This window comes from Prevotella sp. P5-126 (genome assembly GCF_002251185.1).
Taxonomy (GTDB): domain Bacteria; phylum Bacteroidota; class Bacteroidia; order Bacteroidales; family Bacteroidaceae; genus Prevotella.
Map to the genome: position 1 here is coordinate 117,083 of NZ_NPIZ01000089.1, position 18,961 is coordinate 136,043.

11 protein-coding genes are annotated in these 18,961 nt (G+C 45.2%); 1 reads left to right on the plus strand and 10 read right to left on the minus strand.

Going from position 1 to position 18,961, the window contains the following annotated elements:
- Positions 1 to 9: 9 nt before the first annotated feature.
- The 5 genes from cysK to CIK90_RS10740 all read right to left on the minus strand — a co-directional run bounded on the left by cysK (position 10) and on the right by CIK90_RS10740 (position 6,655).
- Positions 10 to 957: a cysteine synthase A gene (gene cysK, locus CIK90_RS10720; RefSeq protein ID WP_094465319.1), complete on the minus strand. Its 948-nt coding sequence runs from the start codon at positions 955 to 957 to the stop codon at positions 10 to 12.
- Between the two features lie 20 nt (positions 958 to 977).
- Positions 978 to 2,270 (minus strand): O-acetylhomoserine aminocarboxypropyltransferase/cysteine synthase family protein, encoded by a 1,293-nt coding sequence (locus tag CIK90_RS10725; RefSeq protein WP_094390446.1) that lies wholly within the window; start codon positions 2,268 to 2,270, stop codon positions 978 to 980.
- A gap of 287 nt (positions 2,271 to 2,557) precedes the next feature.
- On the minus strand, positions 2,558 to 3,808 hold the full coding sequence (locus CIK90_RS10730; protein ID WP_094390447.1) for an L-rhamnose isomerase: 1,251 nt from the start codon (positions 3,806 to 3,808) through the stop codon (positions 2,558 to 2,560).
- A 16-nt stretch (positions 3,809 to 3,824) separates the two neighbouring features.
- Complete coding sequence (locus CIK90_RS10735; protein WP_094465321.1) at positions 3,825 to 5,306, minus strand: rhamnulokinase family protein; 1,482 nt, start codon at positions 5,304 to 5,306, stop codon at positions 3,825 to 3,827.
- A gap of 98 nt (positions 5,307 to 5,404) precedes the next feature.
- Positions 5,405 to 6,655, minus strand: coding sequence for a glycoside hydrolase family 28 protein (locus CIK90_RS10740; RefSeq protein WP_254046336.1), 1,251 nt, complete (start codon positions 6,653 to 6,655; stop codon positions 5,405 to 5,407).
- 276 nt (positions 6,656 to 6,931) lie between these two features.
- Between CIK90_RS10740 and CIK90_RS10745 the strand changes: the two genes are divergently transcribed.
- Entirely contained in the window at positions 6,932 to 10,465 is a 3,534-nt protein-coding gene (locus tag CIK90_RS10745) for a DEAD/DEAH box helicase (protein WP_094465323.1), read from the plus strand.
- Positions 10,466 to 10,590: 125 nt separating this feature from the next.
- On the opposite strand, the gene CIK90_RS10750 is transcribed toward CIK90_RS10745, so the two are convergent.
- From CIK90_RS10750 to CIK90_RS10770, 5 genes are all read right to left on the minus strand, one after another.
- On the minus strand, positions 10,591 to 12,069 hold the full coding sequence (locus tag CIK90_RS10750) for an L-fucose/L-arabinose isomerase family protein (protein ID WP_094390450.1): 1,479 nt from the start codon (positions 12,067 to 12,069) through the stop codon (positions 10,591 to 10,593).
- A gap of 63 nt (positions 12,070 to 12,132) precedes the next feature.
- On the minus strand, positions 12,133 to 13,719 hold the full coding sequence (locus CIK90_RS10755) for a ComEC/Rec2 family competence protein (protein ID WP_094465325.1): 1,587 nt from the start codon (positions 13,717 to 13,719) through the stop codon (positions 12,133 to 12,135).
- 34 nt (positions 13,720 to 13,753) lie between these two features.
- Positions 13,754 to 14,899, minus strand: coding sequence for a UDP-galactopyranose mutase (glf, locus tag CIK90_RS10760; RefSeq protein ID WP_094435508.1), 1,146 nt, complete (start codon positions 14,897 to 14,899; stop codon positions 13,754 to 13,756).
- 360 nt (positions 14,900 to 15,259) lie between these two features.
- Complete coding sequence (locus CIK90_RS10765) at positions 15,260 to 16,414, minus strand: ROK family protein (RefSeq protein ID WP_254046334.1); 1,155 nt, start codon at positions 16,412 to 16,414, stop codon at positions 15,260 to 15,262.
- Positions 16,415 to 16,808: 394 nt separating this feature from the next.
- On the minus strand, positions 16,809 to 18,584 hold the full coding sequence (locus CIK90_RS10770) for an LTA synthase family protein (RefSeq protein WP_094465329.1): 1,776 nt from the start codon (positions 18,582 to 18,584) through the stop codon (positions 16,809 to 16,811).
- Positions 18,585 to 18,961 lie beyond the last annotated feature (377 nt).

An 18,961-nucleotide genomic window follows, 5' to 3' on the forward strand; every position in this document is an offset into this window, starting at 1 on the left:
ATATGAAGCTTATAGTGGGTATTCGTCGAAAGCATAGAGCACAGTAGAGAGGTATCGTTCACCGGTATCGGGCAATAGGGTGACAATGGTTTTCCCTGCGTTCTCCGGGCGCTTGGCCAATACCGAGGCGGCATAGGCTGCTGCTCCAGAAGAAATGCCTACCAGAAGACCGTCCTGCTGTGCCAGTTCGCGACCTGTGCGGATGGCATCGTCGTTGTCGATGTCGAGCACTTCGTCTATCAGCGAGGCATCATAGGTCTTGGGCACGAAACCTGCACCAATGCCTTGAATCTTATGTGGACCGCTCTGACCACCGTTGAGAACAGGCGAAGAGAGGGGCTCTACGGCAACAATCTTTACGTTGGGATTCTGCTCCTTGAGGTATTTGGCAATACCGCTGACGGTTCCTCCTGTGCCTACACCGGCAACGAAGATATCTACCTTTCCATCGGTGTCCTGCCAGATCTCAGGACCGGTTGTGGCATAGTGGCGTGCTGGATTGGCACCGTTTTCAAACTGCTGCAGGATGACACTGCCTGGTATGCTGTCGCGCAGTTCTTCGGCGGCCTTGATGGCTCCTGCCATACCGTCCTTGCCACTGGTCAGCCGAACCTCGGCTCCGTATGCCTTCACCAGATTGCGGCGTTCGATGCTCATTGTTTCGGGCATGGTGAGGATCAGTTTGTAGCCTTTTACTGCCGATACCAATGCAAGGCCTACACCAGTATTGCCACTGGTCGGCTCAATGATGGTTGCACCGGGTTTGAGAATTCCCCGCTGTTCGGCATCTTCTATCATCGCCAATGCGATGCGGTCTTTTACACTGCCGCCAGGATTGAAATATTCCACCTTGGCAATGATGGGGGTCTGCAGTCCATGGGAAGTAGAGAACTTAGTGAGTTCGAGTAATGGGGTATGGCCGATCAGTTCGGTCAGTTGTTTTGCGATTCTTGCCATAGTTATTTAGAATTTACGGTTTATATTTTGTCGAATGCCTGGGATAGGTCGTCGATGATGTCGTCGATATGTTCTGTACCGATGCTCAAGCGGATGGTGCTGGGGGTGATGTGCTGCTGTGCCAGTTCTTCGGGACTCATCTGTGAGTGTGTGGTGGTATAGGGGTGGATGACCAGACTCTTCACGTCGGCAACGTTGGCGAGGAGGGAGAAAATCTCCAGTGAGTCGATAAACTTCCATGCGTCTTTCTCGTCACCCTTGATCTCGAAGGTGAAGATGCTGCCGCCGCCTTGAGGGAAATAGCGCTTGTAGAGCTCGTGGTCGGGGTGTGAGGCGAGCGAAGGATGGTTGACCTTAGCCACCTTGGGATGCTTGCTGAGGAATTCTACCACTTTCAGCGCGTTCTCTACATGGCGTTCTACGCGCAGACTCAGCGTCTCCAGACCTTGCAACAGGATGAAGGCATTGAAGGGAGAGATCGTGGCACCGGTGTCACGAAGAATGACGGCACGGATGCGGGTGACGAAGGCTGCTGCTCCTGCAACATCAGCAAATACTGCACCATGGTATGAGGGATCCGGCTTGGCCAGTGTGGGATATTTATCGGCATTGGCTTTCCAGTCGAATTTTCCACCGTCAACGATCACGCCGCCAAGACTTGAACCATGTCCGCCGATGAATTTGGTGGCTGAGTGAACGACGATGTCGGCTCCATGTTCGATAGGACGGATGAGGTATGGGGTGCCGAAGGTATTGTCAATGATGAGGGGGATGTTATGGCGGTGTGCCACTTCTGCTACTGCTTCGATATTGGTGACATCGGCATTGGGGTTGCCAAAGGTTTCGGCATATACTGCCTTGGTATTGGGCTGAATGGCAGCTTCAAGTGCATCAAGGTCGTTTACATTGACAATCGTGTTTGTCACACCTTGGTTGGCAAGTGTATGGGTGATGAGATTGAACGAACCACCATAGAGGTTATCGGCAGCAACGATGTGGTCACCGTTCAATACGATGTTTTGCAGTGCGTAGGTTACGGCAGCTGCTCCACTGGCTACAGCCAGTCCTGCCACACCGCCTTCCAATGCGGCAACGCGGTCTTCGAAGACTCCTTGGGTTGAATTGGTCAGTCGGCCGTAGATGTTTCCTGCGTCACGCAGACCGAAACGGTCGGCAGCATGTTGTGAGTTGCGGAACACGTATGATGTAGTCTGGTAGATGGGTACGGCACGTGCATCGGTTGCTGGATCGGGTTGCTCTTGACCTACATGCAGTTGGAGTGTCTCGAAGTGAAGTTTCTTGTTGTTGCTCATAACTTGTTTCCTTTCTTTTTAGTTTGTGTTTATATTGTTTTTTATTTTGTGTCGTTCTCTGTAACAGGTGATGGAATGTTATGCTGTCGCTTCATCCTGTTTGTCTGATTGACGATGCAAAGGTACGGCGAAATCTGCATACCCGAAATACCCTATATGGGGCATTCCGCATACCATGTTTGTGGTATTCTTCAAAAACAGCCTATATAAATAAGGTGAAACCGCCTCACTCTGATGCAGGGGGAGGCGGTTTTGGGGGATTTTTCGTGTTATCTCTGTGACAAATATCAGCGTTTTGATGTCACGTCTTTCTCGTATTGTTGCACGCAGGCCATATACTCTTCACCTACGGGCACGTTGTTCTTCATGTTGAAATAGTCGAATACTGCACCAAAAGGCATTGATTTGGCTTCTTCCATCAGGGCAAGGCGCTCGAAGTACTGGCCGTTGTCTTCATACTCACGGAGCAGGGCTTTGGGTTCAAGCAGTGCCTGGAGAATACATTTCTGTGTGGCGCGAGTGCCTACGATATAGGCGCCGATGCGATTGATGGAGGCATCGAAATAGTCGAGGCCGACGTGTGCACGGTCGAGTGCGTCTGAGCGAACCAGTTCTTTGAAGAGGTCGAGCGTCTGATCGTTCATGATGGTCACGTGGTCTGAATCCCAACGTACAGGACGGCTGACATGGAGCATCAGTTCGGGCACGTACATGAGAAGGGTCGATACAAAGTCGCTAACGTTCTCGGTCTGTTCGTAATGACCGGTGTCGAGGGTGTACATCTGTTTGCGGGTAGCACAGTAGGCGGTATAGAAGTCGTGTGATCCTACAGTATATGATTCCAGTCCGATACCGAAGAGTTTGGCTTCGAAGCAGTTTTTCACTCCATCGAGTTTCTCTGCCATGATTTGGTCGAGCGAGTCAGCCAACAGTTCACGGTATTTCTTACGCTGTACAGGAACATCCTTGCTACCGTCATGAACCCAGATGTTCATGATGCAGGGGTCGCCCTGTGCCTTGCCCATGGCATCGGCAATACGGCGACAGCGCTTGGTGTGCTCTATCCAGAAGTCGCGAATGGCTTGGTCGGGGTTAGACAGCGAGAGACTGCCGCTCTTGGGATGTGAGAATGATGTGGAGTTGAAGTCGAGCTTCATATTGTTGGCTTTTGCCCAGTCTATCCAACTCTGGAAATGTTCTACACCGCATTGGTCACGGTCAACGAACTTTCCACCGAAGTCACCATAGATTTCATGGAGGTTGAGACGATGGTTTCCTGCTATCAGGGTCTTTACAAATTCGATGTCCTTTCTGACCTCGTCAATGTTTCGGGCTCTTCCTGGATAGTTTCCCGTGGTCTGTATGCCACCGCTCAAGGCATCGTTGCGCTCAAATCCCACTACATCGTCAGCTTGCCAGCAATGTAGTGAAATCTGTTGCTTTTCGAGTAGTGCAATAGCCTCATCTGTATCTACACCGATGGCAGCGTAGCGCTCTTTCGCTACGGCATAAGCCTTTTCTATCAGATCTGTTTTCATTGTTTTGTTAGTTTTATTATTGTTGTTTTGTAATTTTCAAGAATTTCGAGTATGCGGCATCCCATGCGTCTTTGTCTTTAGGTTCGTAGCGTTGCATCTCGATGGAATCGGCTATGATGCGTCTCATCTCCCAGATAGTAGTCACACCTCCTGTTGCTTGGGCTTGCATCATGATGTTGCCGATGGCTGTACCTTCCTGCGGTCCTGCTATAACGGGAATGCCTATGGCATTGGCTGTCATCTGATTCAGATGCTTGTTGAGTGATCCTCCGCCGATGATGTGGAGCACGTGGATAGTACTTGTCGCAAAGTCTTTCAGCCATCCGAATACCTGTCGGTAGCGAAGTGCCAGAGAATCGAAGATACAACGGCAGATCTCTGCTGGGGTTTGCGGTATGGGTTGGTTGGTGTTGTGGCAATACTCCTGTATGGCTGTGGTCATACTTGTTGGGTTGGCAAACGAGGTGTCGTCGGGATTGATGAGCGAACGGAACGGCGTCTCTTTCATGGCCAATGCCTGCAGTTGGGCGTGCCCCATCTGTCTGACCTCTTCACTCCATTCCTTTCTGCAGCGTTCGTAGAGCCACATGCCACAGATATTTTTGAGGAAACGTGTCGTATGTTCTATACCGCCTTCATTGGTGAAGTTGTATGCCTGACTTTGTTCGTTGATGATGGCCTCTGGTGTTTCTATACCCATCAGACTCCAGGTACCGCTGGAAAGATAGGCAAAGTGCTTGTCAATAGCAGGTACGGCTGCCACGGCACTGGCGGTATCATGTCCAGCTACTGCCACTACGGGTATGGATCCCAGTCCAGTGAGGTGCTGTACCTCTTCTGTCAAATGGCCTACGATAGTGCCTGGTTCTACGATGTCGCCAAACTGATTACGTTGTAATGCCACAGTTTCTAACAGTGCCGGGTCGAGGTCTCCAGTCCTTGGGTTCAACATTTGTGATGTCGATGCGATGGTACGTTCACAGATGTTTGTTCCTGTCAACATCCATGTTAGGGCATCTGGAATGAAGAGAATCTTTTTGGCGTGACTTAGCGCTACATTGCCTTCCTGTCGCATGGCATAGAGTTGGAACAACGAGTTGAAATTCATGAATTGTGTTCCTGTTGTCTCATATACCTGTTGTCTGCTGCACACTTGCTCCAAGTATTCCTCCATGCGTCCTATAGTATATGGATCGCGATAGGATAGGGGATTGCGCATGATGGCATCATCTTCGCCCACGAGTACGAAATCCACACCCCATGTGTCGATGCCTATGCTGACGATGTTGAGTTGTCGTTTGGCAGCAGTTGTGAGTCCCTTGATGATTTCCTGATAAAGGGCGAAGATGTCCCAATAGACATGTCCGCCAGTGGTGATGAGCGGATTGTCGAAGCGTGTCAGTTCCTCTTGTTGTAGCTTGCCGTTGGCAATGGCACCGATGATGGTGCGTCCGCTTGTTGCTCCGAGGTCAACGGCAAAGTGGTATTGTTGTTGCATTGTCTTTGGTTTCTTGAGTCAGTAGATGATATGACGGTTTTCTTAAAAGAAAGACGGATGACCGCTGTTTCTGTCATAGGTCATCCGTCGTTTTTTTGTTAGAATGTCATGGGTTTCCCGTCAAATGTGAAATCATCAAGGATGTATTTGTCGGATGGCTTCACATCGAACATATCTGGTGTTTCTACCTTTATGCGTTGCATGGAGATGTTGTTGCATCGGGATGGAGGCAGATCACGGTCTCCTTTTTGGAAGAACTGTGTCCATGGGTGGATGAATAGGAACCGACGGCAATAGCCTGTAATGTCTTCTACCGTCACATATTCATAGTGCTGAGGGGTGTCGAGTCGCATCTTGAGCCACAGCACGCGGTTGGCATTGTCGGTATGGCAACGGCGCAGTATGATGTTGCGGTCGTGGAGAGATTCTGATCCTAGCGTCAGACATCCATGAACAGTACCATAGTGGCAGTCTTCTATAAGAATGCGTTCACATGGACCGTTGGTGGAGTCACGGTCGGCCCATGTTCCCTTTCCGCCTTTCAATACCACGGCATCGTCACACACATTCATATAGCAACCGCTAACTAAAATATCGGTGCAGGCATCAATGTCAATGGCGTCTGAACTGGGGGCACCGCGTTTCGGATCTGGAGGATAGATGCCACTTGTAGGAGCATAGATATAACAATCGAGGTAGCGCACGTGGTCGCTTTTGTAGATGTGGTTGGTCCAGAAGGGACTATTGATAAGTCGCACATCCTGTATGGTAACGTTGCGGCAGTTGGATAGATAGGTCAGTCGTGGGCGTTGCTCATCCTTGTTGGTGCATTTGGCATTCCATGACCGACGTGTCCAGAATGCCTGCCAGTAGCGCAGACCATTACCGTCGATAGTGCCGTTTCCTGTGATAGTGAAACCGTCGAGTCCGTCAGCATTGATGAGGGCAGGGAAGTATTTGCAGGTTTCTCCTTCTATGCGGGTGGTCAGTACAGGGAAATCGATGATGTTGTCTGAACCTTTCAACTTTCCTCCTTGTTTTATATGCAGATGTGTGCCTTGACGGAAAAAAAGAGCGCCGGTGAGGAATGTGCCCTCAGGTACAACTACCACACCGCCTCCTTCCTTGGCGGCCTTGTCTATGACCTTTTGCAAGGCTGTTGTTTGTACGATAGTACTGTCGTTGTTCACGCCGTAGTCAGTAACCATATACTGTCTGCCGAGTGTTTCCGGATTGATCTTTGTTTTGTTTGTAAACCATGCGTCCATGACTGTTCCGTCAGGCCATGTGGCTGGTGTGGCTTTCTTTTTGGCTTCAACTGTTATAGTGGTCAGAAACAGTGTGACCATGATGATGCACTTAAAGACACCGGATGGGTAAATGTTTTTCTTGTTTGTCATTTTGTTTATGTAGTTTGTTTTAGTAGATAATCTATTACATCCTTAGGGGGGATCTTGTGATGTGTTTGCAAAAATAAGCAATTCTTTTGAAACAACCAAGCGAAAGGCTACCTTTTCTATTTCGTTTTTGTTTCCTTGTGTCATGATATCCTGTCAATTTGTAGGACGTGTGAGATAGATTTTGTATCTTTGCACGTCGAAGGATATGAAAGAAATGCCAAAATTATGAAATATAAGGTATATAGTCAGAAAAAATGGGAACGAAAGGTAGGGCAAAACCATACAGCAGTAAAAACCATAGGTCCGGATACTGCTTCATCGTTCTATCTGCTGCTAGAAAAGGCATGCACCACTGCCGATCCCGTCAATGTCAGATATGATATGGTCAGAGATGTGTTCCGACGTGTTGTGGAACAGGGCATTGCTGACTGCCGCATCGCCTTTGTGGGAGCATTTGCAAAATTAGACTATTGTATCAAGGAATATCAGATACCATATCGGGTGGCATCGCTCATACAGTTGACGCGAAAAGAACTCTTCCCTGAATATAACAGAAAGGGCATTCTTACGGAGTCGAAGCTGGCAGATGCTTTTCCTCATAACCTCAAGGCAACTGCATTGTTGGTCTATCATATCTGTGGAAAGAAACCGTTGCCGGAATCGTTAAAGCGGTATTTCCCCATTGCTGACAGAAAAACCACTTGGGGAAAATTCGATGAGCGTGTCATGCGTGTAGTTGTCGAACGGTGGGACGATGATTATATCTGGGCAACGGAAGAGATGAACAACAGTACGCTGAAGATTTGCTATGGTAAAGACAATAGAATATTGACGCGTGAGGGAAAGTTTGATTGGGGCTATTTGAAAGATGCTTTATGGGATGGAGCACAGCTCAATCTGGTGCGTCTCCGTAAGGACGATAGGGGTGAAATATATTATCCAGAATTAATAATCCTAGAACCTGACTATCTGGTCAATATCACCAATATTGCCAACTGTTTCACCACTTATGCAGAGTCGGCTGTCGTCAACCTCATCAATAAAATCAAACCACAGTCTAATACACTTGCCATCCATCTCGGCCTTCTGGCTGGTCGTATGCTTGACGATACCATTCATGGTCGCCATGTGTCTGTTGACGAGAGTGTCCGTGAGTTCGTTAAAGATAATGTGTTGGCGCTGATAGCCTGTAGCGAGGTTAGGCAGGGTTTCGCACAGTTTAAAAATGATGCTGCCGTGCAACAGCGGAATATCGATAAACTCATTGGGCATGATTTGCCTCAGGCTATTGGTGAATATAACAGTAATGATGTCATGCTCGAACCGACTTTCTTCAGCGATGTGCTCGGCATACAAGGTCGTTTCGATCTGCTCTATGAAAAGGATGGGGCATATACCATTATAGAGCAGAAATCAGGAAAAGGCGAGTTTGTTGGCTATAATACTCCTGGTTATGATCCCGATGTGCCACGAGCTCGTGAATGCCATGCTGTACAGATTATCCTGTATCGTGCACTTTTCCAGTATCAGTTCAATAAATATGCCGAACAACTCAAACATCTGATGCTGCTCTATTCCAAGTATGAAAAAGGTCTGCTCATGGTACCGCAAAGTCCCGAACTGCTGTTGCGTGCCATTAAGATACGTAATATGATCGCATGGTCGGAAATTATGTATGCCCAAGAAGGTATGGATATCCTAACCCAACTCACCCCCGATAAGCTAAACAGCAAAAAGTCGACTACAGGATTGTGGGAGAGATATACACGGCAAGAACTATCGGACTTGCTTGATCCCATCGGACGAGCTACAGATCTTGAGCGTGCTTACTATCTTCGATTCATGCGATTTATCGAGAATGAGACTCTCCTCTCAAAAGTGGGTAACCGAGAAAAGGAGGACTCTGGGTTTGCCAATATCTGGCATGCTACTCTTGAAGATAAAAAAGCGGCAGGAAATATTTTTGATAGCCTCAGTATCGATAGTATGGAGAGTCATCAAATAGGTGTTTGTAGTGTCACTTTCAAGTTCAACGACACGGAGTCGGCTGATGCAACCAATTTCCGTGTGGGCGATATCGTTATCCTCTATCGTTATGAGAAAGAACAGGTGCCTGATGCCTGCCAGCAGATGATTATCAGGGCGAACATCGAGGATATTGGTGAGCAACAGATACGTCTTCGACTTCGTTATGCCCAGAATCCCAGAATCTTTGATGACCATCAAGATGATTGGTGGGCGATAGAACATGATATGTTTGAATCATCTTCCAATGCATTATATAGCGGTATGCATAGTTTTCTTTCTGCGACCAAAAGTCGGCGTGATCTGATTCTATTGCAACGCGATCCTAAGATTGATACTTCGTGTGTGTTGAAAGGCAACTATGGTAACTTCAATACCTTGACTCTTCGTGCAAAGCAAGCACGCGACCTCTTCTTGATTATAGGACCGCCAGGAACTGGAAAAACTTCCTATGGACTCGTCAATCTCCTCAAGGAAGAATTGTTGGAAGAAGGTACCAGCGTGCTGTTGTTGTCATATACCAATAGAGCGGTTGATGAGATATGCAGCAAACTGGTGGAAATACGTGAAGAGAATGCTGATTTCGATTTTATACGTATTGGTAGTGAACTCTCTTGCGCCAAAGAGTATCGTGATTATCTGCTCAGCAATAAAGTCAAGGAGAAAACAGGAAATGCTGTCAAACGGTTGATAGATACTACAAGGGTGTTCTGTGGTACAACAGCGGCATTTAACGCCAGTCTGTCTATCTTCTCTCTCAAACATTTCTCGCTGGCCATTATCGACGAATCGTCACAGATTCTCGAACCACATCTCATAGGATTGCTAAGTGCGCATGATGGTCCTAAGGAAGCTATAGATCGCATCGTAATGATTGGTGACCACAAACAGTTGCCCGCTGTTGTGCAACAATCGGAAAGAGAGTCGGCTGTCAGCGAAACCATACTACATGATATTCATCTCACAGACTGTCGTAATTCGTTGTTTGAACGCTTGCTGGCTCATTTCAAGACCGCAGGTGGTTATGATTCACGATTTGTCTATATGCTTACCAAACAGGGACGTATGCATCGTGATATTGCCGATTTTCCAAACCATGCCTTCTATGGTGACAAACTCGATGTAGTGCCGCTCGGCCATCAGTTGTTGCCACAGCTCCAAGTGAAGTCCGATAATGGTATTGTCAAGATGTTGGCAACACATCGTATCGCTTTCGTGGCAGCAGAACGTCCACGTCTGTCTCCATCGGTAAAAACAAATGCTATTGAGGCACGGATGATTGCTGCAACGGTTTTTCAGATCTATAAACTGACGGAACATTCGTTTTCTATAGAAGCGACTGTTGGCGTCATCGTACCCTATAGAAACCAAATTTCAACTGTGCGTAATGCAATCGATCAGTACGGTATCTCCGTCCTTCACGATATTACCATCGATACGGTGGAACGTTATCAAGGTAGTCAACGCGATTATATCGTTTATGGTTTTACTGTTCATCAGCCCTATCAACTCAACTTCTTGACCAATAATGTTTTTGAAGAGAATGGCGTGATTATCGACCGCAAACTCAATGTGGCTATGACTCGTGCTCGGTTGAATCTGATTATGGTTGGCAATCCTGCTTTGCTCAGCATGAACCATACCTTCAGTCAGTTGATGGAGTATGTGCGTGGAAAAGGTGGTTATATTGATGTGAAACCAAATGACTATTGTCTGGGACGTTTCCAAATATAGAAATGATTTCTGTTTTATAGGCCTTTCTGTATATGTGGGCTTAAAGATTGGAAATAAAGAAAACGGCTGCCATCCGATATGGAGGCAGCCGTTGCTGATTTTATTTGGGAAATGTTACTTTCGTATTATGCCCATGGATTCTCTGTGGGATAAGGCAGAGACTTAGGCTGGTTGTAAGCGATATCCTTCACGCCGAGATACTTGAATACCTCGAAGAGGGTCTTGCCAACGTGGTCGAAGGCAACGGCTCCGTGGTGAGGATAACCCTTCTGGATGAGGACGTGACGATAGAAACGACCCATTTCGCGAATACCGAAGATACCGATACCACCGAATGAACGTGTGGGAACGTCAAGTACCTCACCTTCTGCAATGTAGCTGCGAAGGTTGCCCTCTGAGTCGCACTGCAGACGATAGAATGTGATGGGGCTTGCAGCGATGTCGCCTTCCAGGGTACCACGTGTGAAGTCGGGTTTGCAGCCGTTCTCCAACAGACGGTTCTGGATGAGCTGGAACTTGATGGCGCGGTTTGCACACATCTTGCACTGAGGAGTGTTACCACAGTGGAAGCCCATGAAGGTATCGGTCAGTTTGTAGTCGTATTTCTTCACGATGTCCTCGTCGTAGATGTACTGAGGTACAGAATTGTTGATGTCGAGCAGAGTAACGGTATCGTCAGAAGCACACATACCGATGTACTCAGAGAGTGCACCATAGATGTCAACCTCACATGCTACGGGAATACCGCGGCTGGCGAGACGGCTGTTGACATAGCAAGGCTCGAAACCGAACTGGCTTGGGAATGCAGGCCAGCACTTGTCGGCAAATGCAACATACTTGCGTGAACCCTTGTGAGCTTCAGCCCAATCGAGCAGAGTCAACTCGAACTGTGCCATACGACGGCTGAGGTCTGCATAGTAGCGACCTTCACCCATTTCCTTAGCCATATCCTCGCAAACGGCATCGATGCGTGGGTCGTTCGCGTGCTCCTTATAGGCAACGAGCAGGTCGAGCTCAGAGTTCTCTTCAATCTCAACACCCAGTTCGTAGAGACCCTTGATAGGAGCGTTGCAGGCGAAGAAGTCCTGAGGACGTGGACCGAAGGTGATAATCTTCAAACCCTTCAAACCAATGATGGTACGAGCAACGGGAACGAAGTCTGCCATCATCTTGGCAACTTCTTCTGCAGTACCTACAGGATACTCAGGGATATAGCCCTTCAAGTGGCGCATGCCAAGGTTGTAAGAGCAGTTGAGCATACCGCAGTAAGCATCACCACGGCCGTTGATCATGTCGCCGTCGCCTTCTGCTGCTGCGACAAACATGCAAGGACCGTCGAAGTTCTTAGCAATCAAAGTTTCAGGAGTCTCAGGACCGAAGTTGCCGAGGAATACAACCAATGCGTTGCAACCTGCAGTTTTTACTTCTTCAATGGCCTTGAGCATATCTTGTTCGTTCTCTACTGTTGTCTGGCAGTTGAAAACTTCGCCTTTGTAGGCTTTAACGATGTTCTCACGACGCTGTGTTGACAACGCAATGGGGAAACAATCACGGCTAACGGCTACGATGCCGAGCTTGACTTGAGGAATGTTGTTACTTGTCATAATGAATTTGTTGTTTAGTACTAATATTGTTTTTTTTTGTTTTATGGTTACAAAAGTACACAATTATTTGATAATACAATGCATTTTAAGATATTTTATATATAAAATAAATGCAAATCCCATGAGTATGTAAATAAATAGTGTCAAAACCACACTAAAAGGCTCAAAATTGAGGTGGCTGTATGGTATTTCTGTGACTAATTGAAGTAGGTGGTTCATGGTTTTTACCACGAACGAAAGGGCCATGACAAATAGGTCGGATAGCCACGGAAACCATATTGTTGTCAGGGCGAGGATGGTGAGGATAATGGTTAGGGTGGCAAGGGGTATAAGAAAGAAGTTTGCCAACAAGGCGCAGGGGTTGAAAACTCCGAAGTGATAAGCCACCAAAGGGGCCGTTCCTATTTGTGCTGCAAGGGATACAAGGGTTATGCCCCATATCCATTTGACTATCCGATGGTTCATGAGCCATTCGATGGGGATGACTTTTTTAAAGAAACTGTTTCCTAATAGTATTGCGCATACGGCAACGTAGGAGAGTTGGAAGCTGATGTCGTATAATGCTAATGGATTGATTATTAGCATGACAATGGCTGTGAATGATAATGTGTTGATAGGGGCAGAGTCACGATAGCCAACAGAAAGCAAGGCATAGACAGATATCATGAATGCCGAACGTGTGACACTTGGCGATAGTCCTACCAGTAAGGCATAGGCCCATAATGTGGTCACGATGATGGCTTGGGAAATGAGTTCTGCTTTTCGCCAGTTCATCAAAAGGTTGATGATGAAGAAAATGATGGTTAGGTGCATGCCGCTCAGCGCGAGGATATGGGAGGCTCCAGCCTGAGTATAGGTGGTTTTGACGGTAGGAGAGAGGTCGGAGCGGTCGCCTAATGTCATGGCTTTGATGACTCCTTCTGTTGCTTTGTCCAGTTTCCATTCTTGGATATGCTTGAGCAGGATGCTGCGATAGGTCATGAAGCGCAGCCGTAGGCGTTCGATGCGTGAGAGGTGGCTGATATCCACAATTCCCCAGTCCCAATCAAAGGGGCGTACGTATGCTTCGCCTGTGAATCCTCTGCTTGCCATAAATCGTTGATAGTCGAAGGTGCTGTGGTTTTGGTTTTTAGAATGATTTTGTTGTTTCAAATGATCAGAAGCGATCTTGTTAGAGTCTTGGCGTGTTGTGGAATGGTGTAAATTGGATGTTTTGTTTCTAATCTCATGGATGTGTGTTGTCAGAATCAGTCCGTCGCCAACGGATATTTCTTGGCTGTCGTTGCTTTTGGCAATATGGCAACGTACCTTTTGTCGGGAGTTTGCCAGCAATACATCAACCGTCATGGTCTTTGTTTTCTCTATCGGTTCGTCAATTACTACAGCTTGCCATTCTGCAGGATATTCCGGCCAACAGACTTTCATGTTGTTTTCTTGGTATTGTCGTATGATGCAACCGAACAGCGTTACACATATTAATATAGTAGTGGTCTGCCAACGGGGATGATAACGGAGGAAGAGTGTTATGATAAGTATTCCCGCCATTGCGGCGAAAACCACTATTGGGGCTTTTATCCACTCGCCTATGACGATGCCGACTATCAAAGCAATGGCTACGGGAAGTAATGGTGCTTCTATTCTCAACATCATGTAGCCGTTGTTTTTGAGTTTTGTAGTTAAGTTGCTATTCTCTTTCAGAGGCAAATAGTGGCAAGTTCATGACTTTCTCCACGATAGGTGCCATGTCGTAGTATTTGTATTCTGCCAAACGACCACCGAACATCACGTTGGCTTCTTGTTTTGCCAGCGTTTCGTATTGTAGGTAAACAGCAGTATTTGCTTGGTCGTTGATGGGGTAGTAGGGCTCCATGTCATCTTTCCATTCTGTGGAATACTCTTTGGAAATAACTGTTTTGGGCAGGTCATATACGGCCTGTCCGAACATCTCGAAGTGCTTATGCTCAATAATTCTGGTGTATGGTACGTCGCGTTCGGTATAGTTTATTACGGCATTACCTTGGTGGTTGGGAGTGTCTAAGGTCTGATGTTCAAACCGTACGGTACGATAGTTGAGCTTTCCGAATCGGAAGTTGTAGAATTCATCGATTCTTCCGGTAAAGAGAATTTTGTCCGCTTGCGCTTCCCAATTTTCACGATTTTCAAAGAAGTCTGCGTTGACTTGGGTGTCGATGCCTTCAAGCAGACCGTCAATCAGTTTGTTGTATCCTCCGATGGGGATACCTTGGTATTTGTCGTTGAAATAATTGTTGTCGTAGGTCAGTCGGATAGGTAGGCGCTTGATGATAAATGCGGGCAGTTCTGTACATTTCCTTCCCCATTGTTTCTCCGTATATCCTTTGATGAGTTTCTCGTAGATGTCTCGGCCTACAAGCAATTGTGCCTGTTCTTCCAGATTACGAGGTTCTGTCACTCCGTCGGCTTTCATCTTTTCTACGGCTTGCTGTTTCTGCTCGTCGATAATGTTTAAAGCCTCTTCAGGTGTGTTGATTCCCCACATTTCGTGGAAGGTATTCATATTGAAAGGCAGGTTGTAGAGCTTGCCTTGGTAGTTGGCAATAGGTGAATTGGTGTATCTGTTGAATTCTACAAATGAGTTGACGAAATCCCATACCTTCTTGTTGGATGTATGGAAGATATGTGCTCCATACTTGTGGACATTGATGCCTTCTATATTTTCGCAATAGACGTTTCCACCCAGTTGTGGGCGTTTATCAATCACAAGGCAGCGTTTTCCTTGTTGTTGGGCAAAGTATGCGAAGGTGCACCCATATAGTCCAGCTCCCACAATGAGGTAATCGTATTTCTTCATGCTCTAAGTTTTTTGTATTGATACTGCAAATTTACATGTTCTTTCCCGAAATTCCAAACAATTGTCGGATGAATTGTTATCTTGTGTCGTTTTTCGTCTCAAATCCAAAATGCGGTTTGTGCTTGTCGTCCAATGGATTGCTCTCTCTATGTCTTCGGGATGCGTTCGGGTTATAACTATCCTTTTTATGTGCGTAGTTCTTCCCAAGTAAGTCCCAAGTAAGTCCCAAGTGAGTCCTCAAAAGATGTTCATTTATGGGAGACAGGTGGGAGTGACTTCCCGTCTGCAACGTTTTAGACTATTTGTACAAGTTGACGGCTGCTTACCGGAAGTTTTTTTGTAAACAAAAAAAGTGTTTGTTTAGCCTTTGATACTATCATTCAACAGTCTGTGTCTTGCCATGAGGCATGCTCCTGTAATGCCGGCAAGTCCTTTTAGACTTGAAGTCACAATCTGCGAATCTTCATTTACAATATTGAGAGAGAATTTCTTGATGCCCATTCTTGCAGGGAGGGTGAGGTAGTCGCCCGTTGCCGACATTTCGCCGCCGATGACCAGCATTTCAGGATTGAAGATGTTGATGACCCCAGCCAGCTGTTTACCAAGTTCGTCAGCGATGTTCTGTAACGTTGCAAGGCTGAGCACATCTTCTTTGTCGATGGCTTCCAGTAGGTCCTTTAGTGTGAGTTCCTCTTTTTTGTTGAGCACTTTATCCGAGAGAATAGAGGTCTTGCCATTTAAGATTTTTTCTGTCAGTTTTCTCTTGAGTGCCCTTCCTGAAACTTCTGTTTCTATGCAACCGATCTTTCCGCAATGGCAGATAATATTATTATTATAGGCTGTCATGTGGCCAAATTCGCCAGAATATCCCGACTTTCCGTAGTAGAGCTTTCCGTCAATAATAATGCCGATGGCTAAGCCCCAACATACGTTGGCAAAAATGACATTCTTCAGTCCTTTGCTTCGTCCCTTGATAAACTCAGCAAATGTCATGCTTCTTGTGTCGTTTTCGATGCAGACGGGAATCTGAATGAGTTTGGTGAGTTTACTGGTCAGTGACTCCTCAAGGAAGGTAAACATGTTATAGGCATTTCCCTCAAAAGGATTCACACGCTCTGCAATATTCACGCAAATTTGGAGGATTTCTTCTTTAGCGTAAGGAAGTGTAGAAATGAAATTGTTGATAATTTTAGCCATTTGCTCCAGATTCTCTGGAGTATTTTCGTATGTATAAGGAACTCTTATCTTTTCTGTAATCAGATTGCCGCAGAAATCGCTTGCAGCAAGAGCAAGACAGTCCATTTCAGGGTTTACACCAACAAAATAGCCTGCGTTAGGAACAAGATCATAAGCCATAGGAATGCGACCGGAAGAGATGTCTTTTTTTCCGACCTCTCTTACGAGTCCTGCTTTGATGAGTTCGTTGATGGCGCTTGTCGCAGTAGGCAGACTAACGCCAACAGCCTTTGACATTTCTGGAATAGTAAAAGTACCTTGTGATACAAACTGTTCCAAGATTCGACCCTGAACTGATGATTTTTTATTTATGTTCCTAATGTGTTTTAGTAACTCGTCCCTCATATATAAAATTTTTGCTTATACAAAAGTACTCTATTTTGTGTCCCTTTTCAATAGTTTAAGAGTTAATAAAGTTTAATATTGCGAAAAATGCCTCATATTTTGTGTTTTTAAGTATAATATCGGCTATCAAAGCTCTTCATGTTTCTATGTGGATGGATAACAGACTCTCTATTCATTTAAGATTATCAACACAGATCATGTCTTTCCCTGGAATGAAGTATTGGTACAGCTCTATGAAATAGAAATCATACCCATTGGCAGAATTAAGTATGCACTAAATTAATTCCGCCCACAGGTTATGTATTTTATCGTCAAGCGGAATTACGCCCTATTTCCGTGATGGGAAGTAATCTCCATTAATAATCCATTCTGAGACACGATATGATGTAGCATCTACAGAACTCTTATAATGAGGATTCAGGAGTGTATGTCCAAGTCCTTTCCATTTGCTATCAATATTCAGTATATCAAGAAGAGTAGTAAAGACATCAATTTGATGGAAATCTTTGCCCCATGCAGATTGTTTGTCGATATCCCCATTTACAATAAATAAAGGCGTGCGATCTGATAGCTTTCCTTGCATTTTCAGCATATCAACATGTGCATAATGATCAGATGCGATGACAATTAGCGACTGATGGTATAGTCCTTTTTGTTTGATAGTATCGAAGAATTTCCTTAGCTGACTGTCCGTATAATGGCAAGTGTTCAAATAATTTTTGTATTCAACAGGTAGTGTTTTATTTCCTGCAAGATAATCTTCCCCATGATATTTGTCATAGGGACTATGCGTTGACAAGCTCAATATCAAAGAGAAAAATGGCACATCATTCTTATTTAATGATTTCGAAACGAAGTCGAAAATCATCTCATCGTCAACATCGCCGTCTTTGCCGTCTTTGATGTCTTCAATAGAATATGAATAATCTATTCCATAGACATGGTTCATGTGTGCCTGTTGCCAAAGATTCGGAGAAGTGGGAAAGTAAATCTCTGTACGGCAATTTTTCCATGTCTTTTGAAGAAGTTTTGGAAGTGAAGGCAGAGCTTTGTCTTTTATTTGCCCGATAGTCATCTGGGTTTTGAGAGGAAGGATTCCGTTCATATATATGAATTGGCCATCACCTGATTCGCCACACCCTATATCAGATTTCATATAACCATTATAGAAGACATTCTCCTCTCTCTTTAGCTGATTGAGAAAAGGTGTTATCTCTTTTCCATCAACCACTAATCCTATCGGTTCTGACAAGAAAGATTCAAGCAAGACAAAAATGACATTACGTATTTCAGGATTACGTGGATGATGGGTCGTGCGTAGAGAATAGTCGGTTGCAACATCATTTATCTCTTTTTTCTCTTCGGAAGTCAAATTAGTGGTCTTCAGCAAATCATATATTTCAAAACAGGCTACGCGTAAAGATCCCGTCTGGAAATGAGCCAAATTGGGAGTCCCCCCACAACTGGAGTCATAGAGCAATTCTTTTATACGAAAAAAATACAGGTCGCTGTTGTTTCGATAACGGGGGTGAGCAAAATGATATGCGGAATATGCCACAATAGAAATGACGACAGACATAAGAGGTATCACGATAAGACGGACCATTACTTTTATATCAATTCGTCTGTCTGTAGTCTTTTTGTATATGAGGAAAAAGCAAATAGATGTAAATATGAAATAGGAATCATACCAATGGAATTCAGACAAAATACTGTTAATGACGAGACTGTTGCCTAGCCCAGATGTCTCTTGAATGACAGACAATGGCAGGTATTGAAAGAAAAAACGACCATAAACAACGTTGACAAATGCCCAAGCCAACGTAACAACTTGAATCATGAGCAAAGCCAACTTCATATTTCGTTTTACGACCAGAAGACATAAAAGAAACATGACAGAAACGTCAAAAGTGATGGCACAGAGATTGATAACTTTCGAATAAAGCCATGTCCATTCTATAAAATTGTTTACGTAAAAATAATAATGCATGAACAACAGGTTCATAAAAGGGAAAAACATCAGTAGTGATTCCTTCTTATAGTCATGCCGGATTATATTTATGAGGCCTTTTCTCATATCACTTAAATTGACTTTTAATTTCACAGCACATTAGTTTTCAATATTTTTTTAGCGATAAGCAATAAAAAAATGTTATTACAAACGACAAAGGCGACAATCAAAACATCATTGTAGTGATTTGCCACGTACGCAGGTGTTTTCTACCTGTGGCTTATCGATCCTTACGGCAATTCCACTCCATAATCCACACAAAACACAGATGGCTGACTTACAAAATTCCGCCAAGGCCCAAAAGACACACAGAAAGCAAAGATACCCATAAGCACCACTTCGCATTTTCAATTTTTTCCTTATACATAAAATAAAAGACGATACCTACAATAGGAAACAAGAATGATACTATCAAATTAAGCATGCAAACCGCTTTCTTACGTAAATTTCTCATATTTTATTTATTTTTC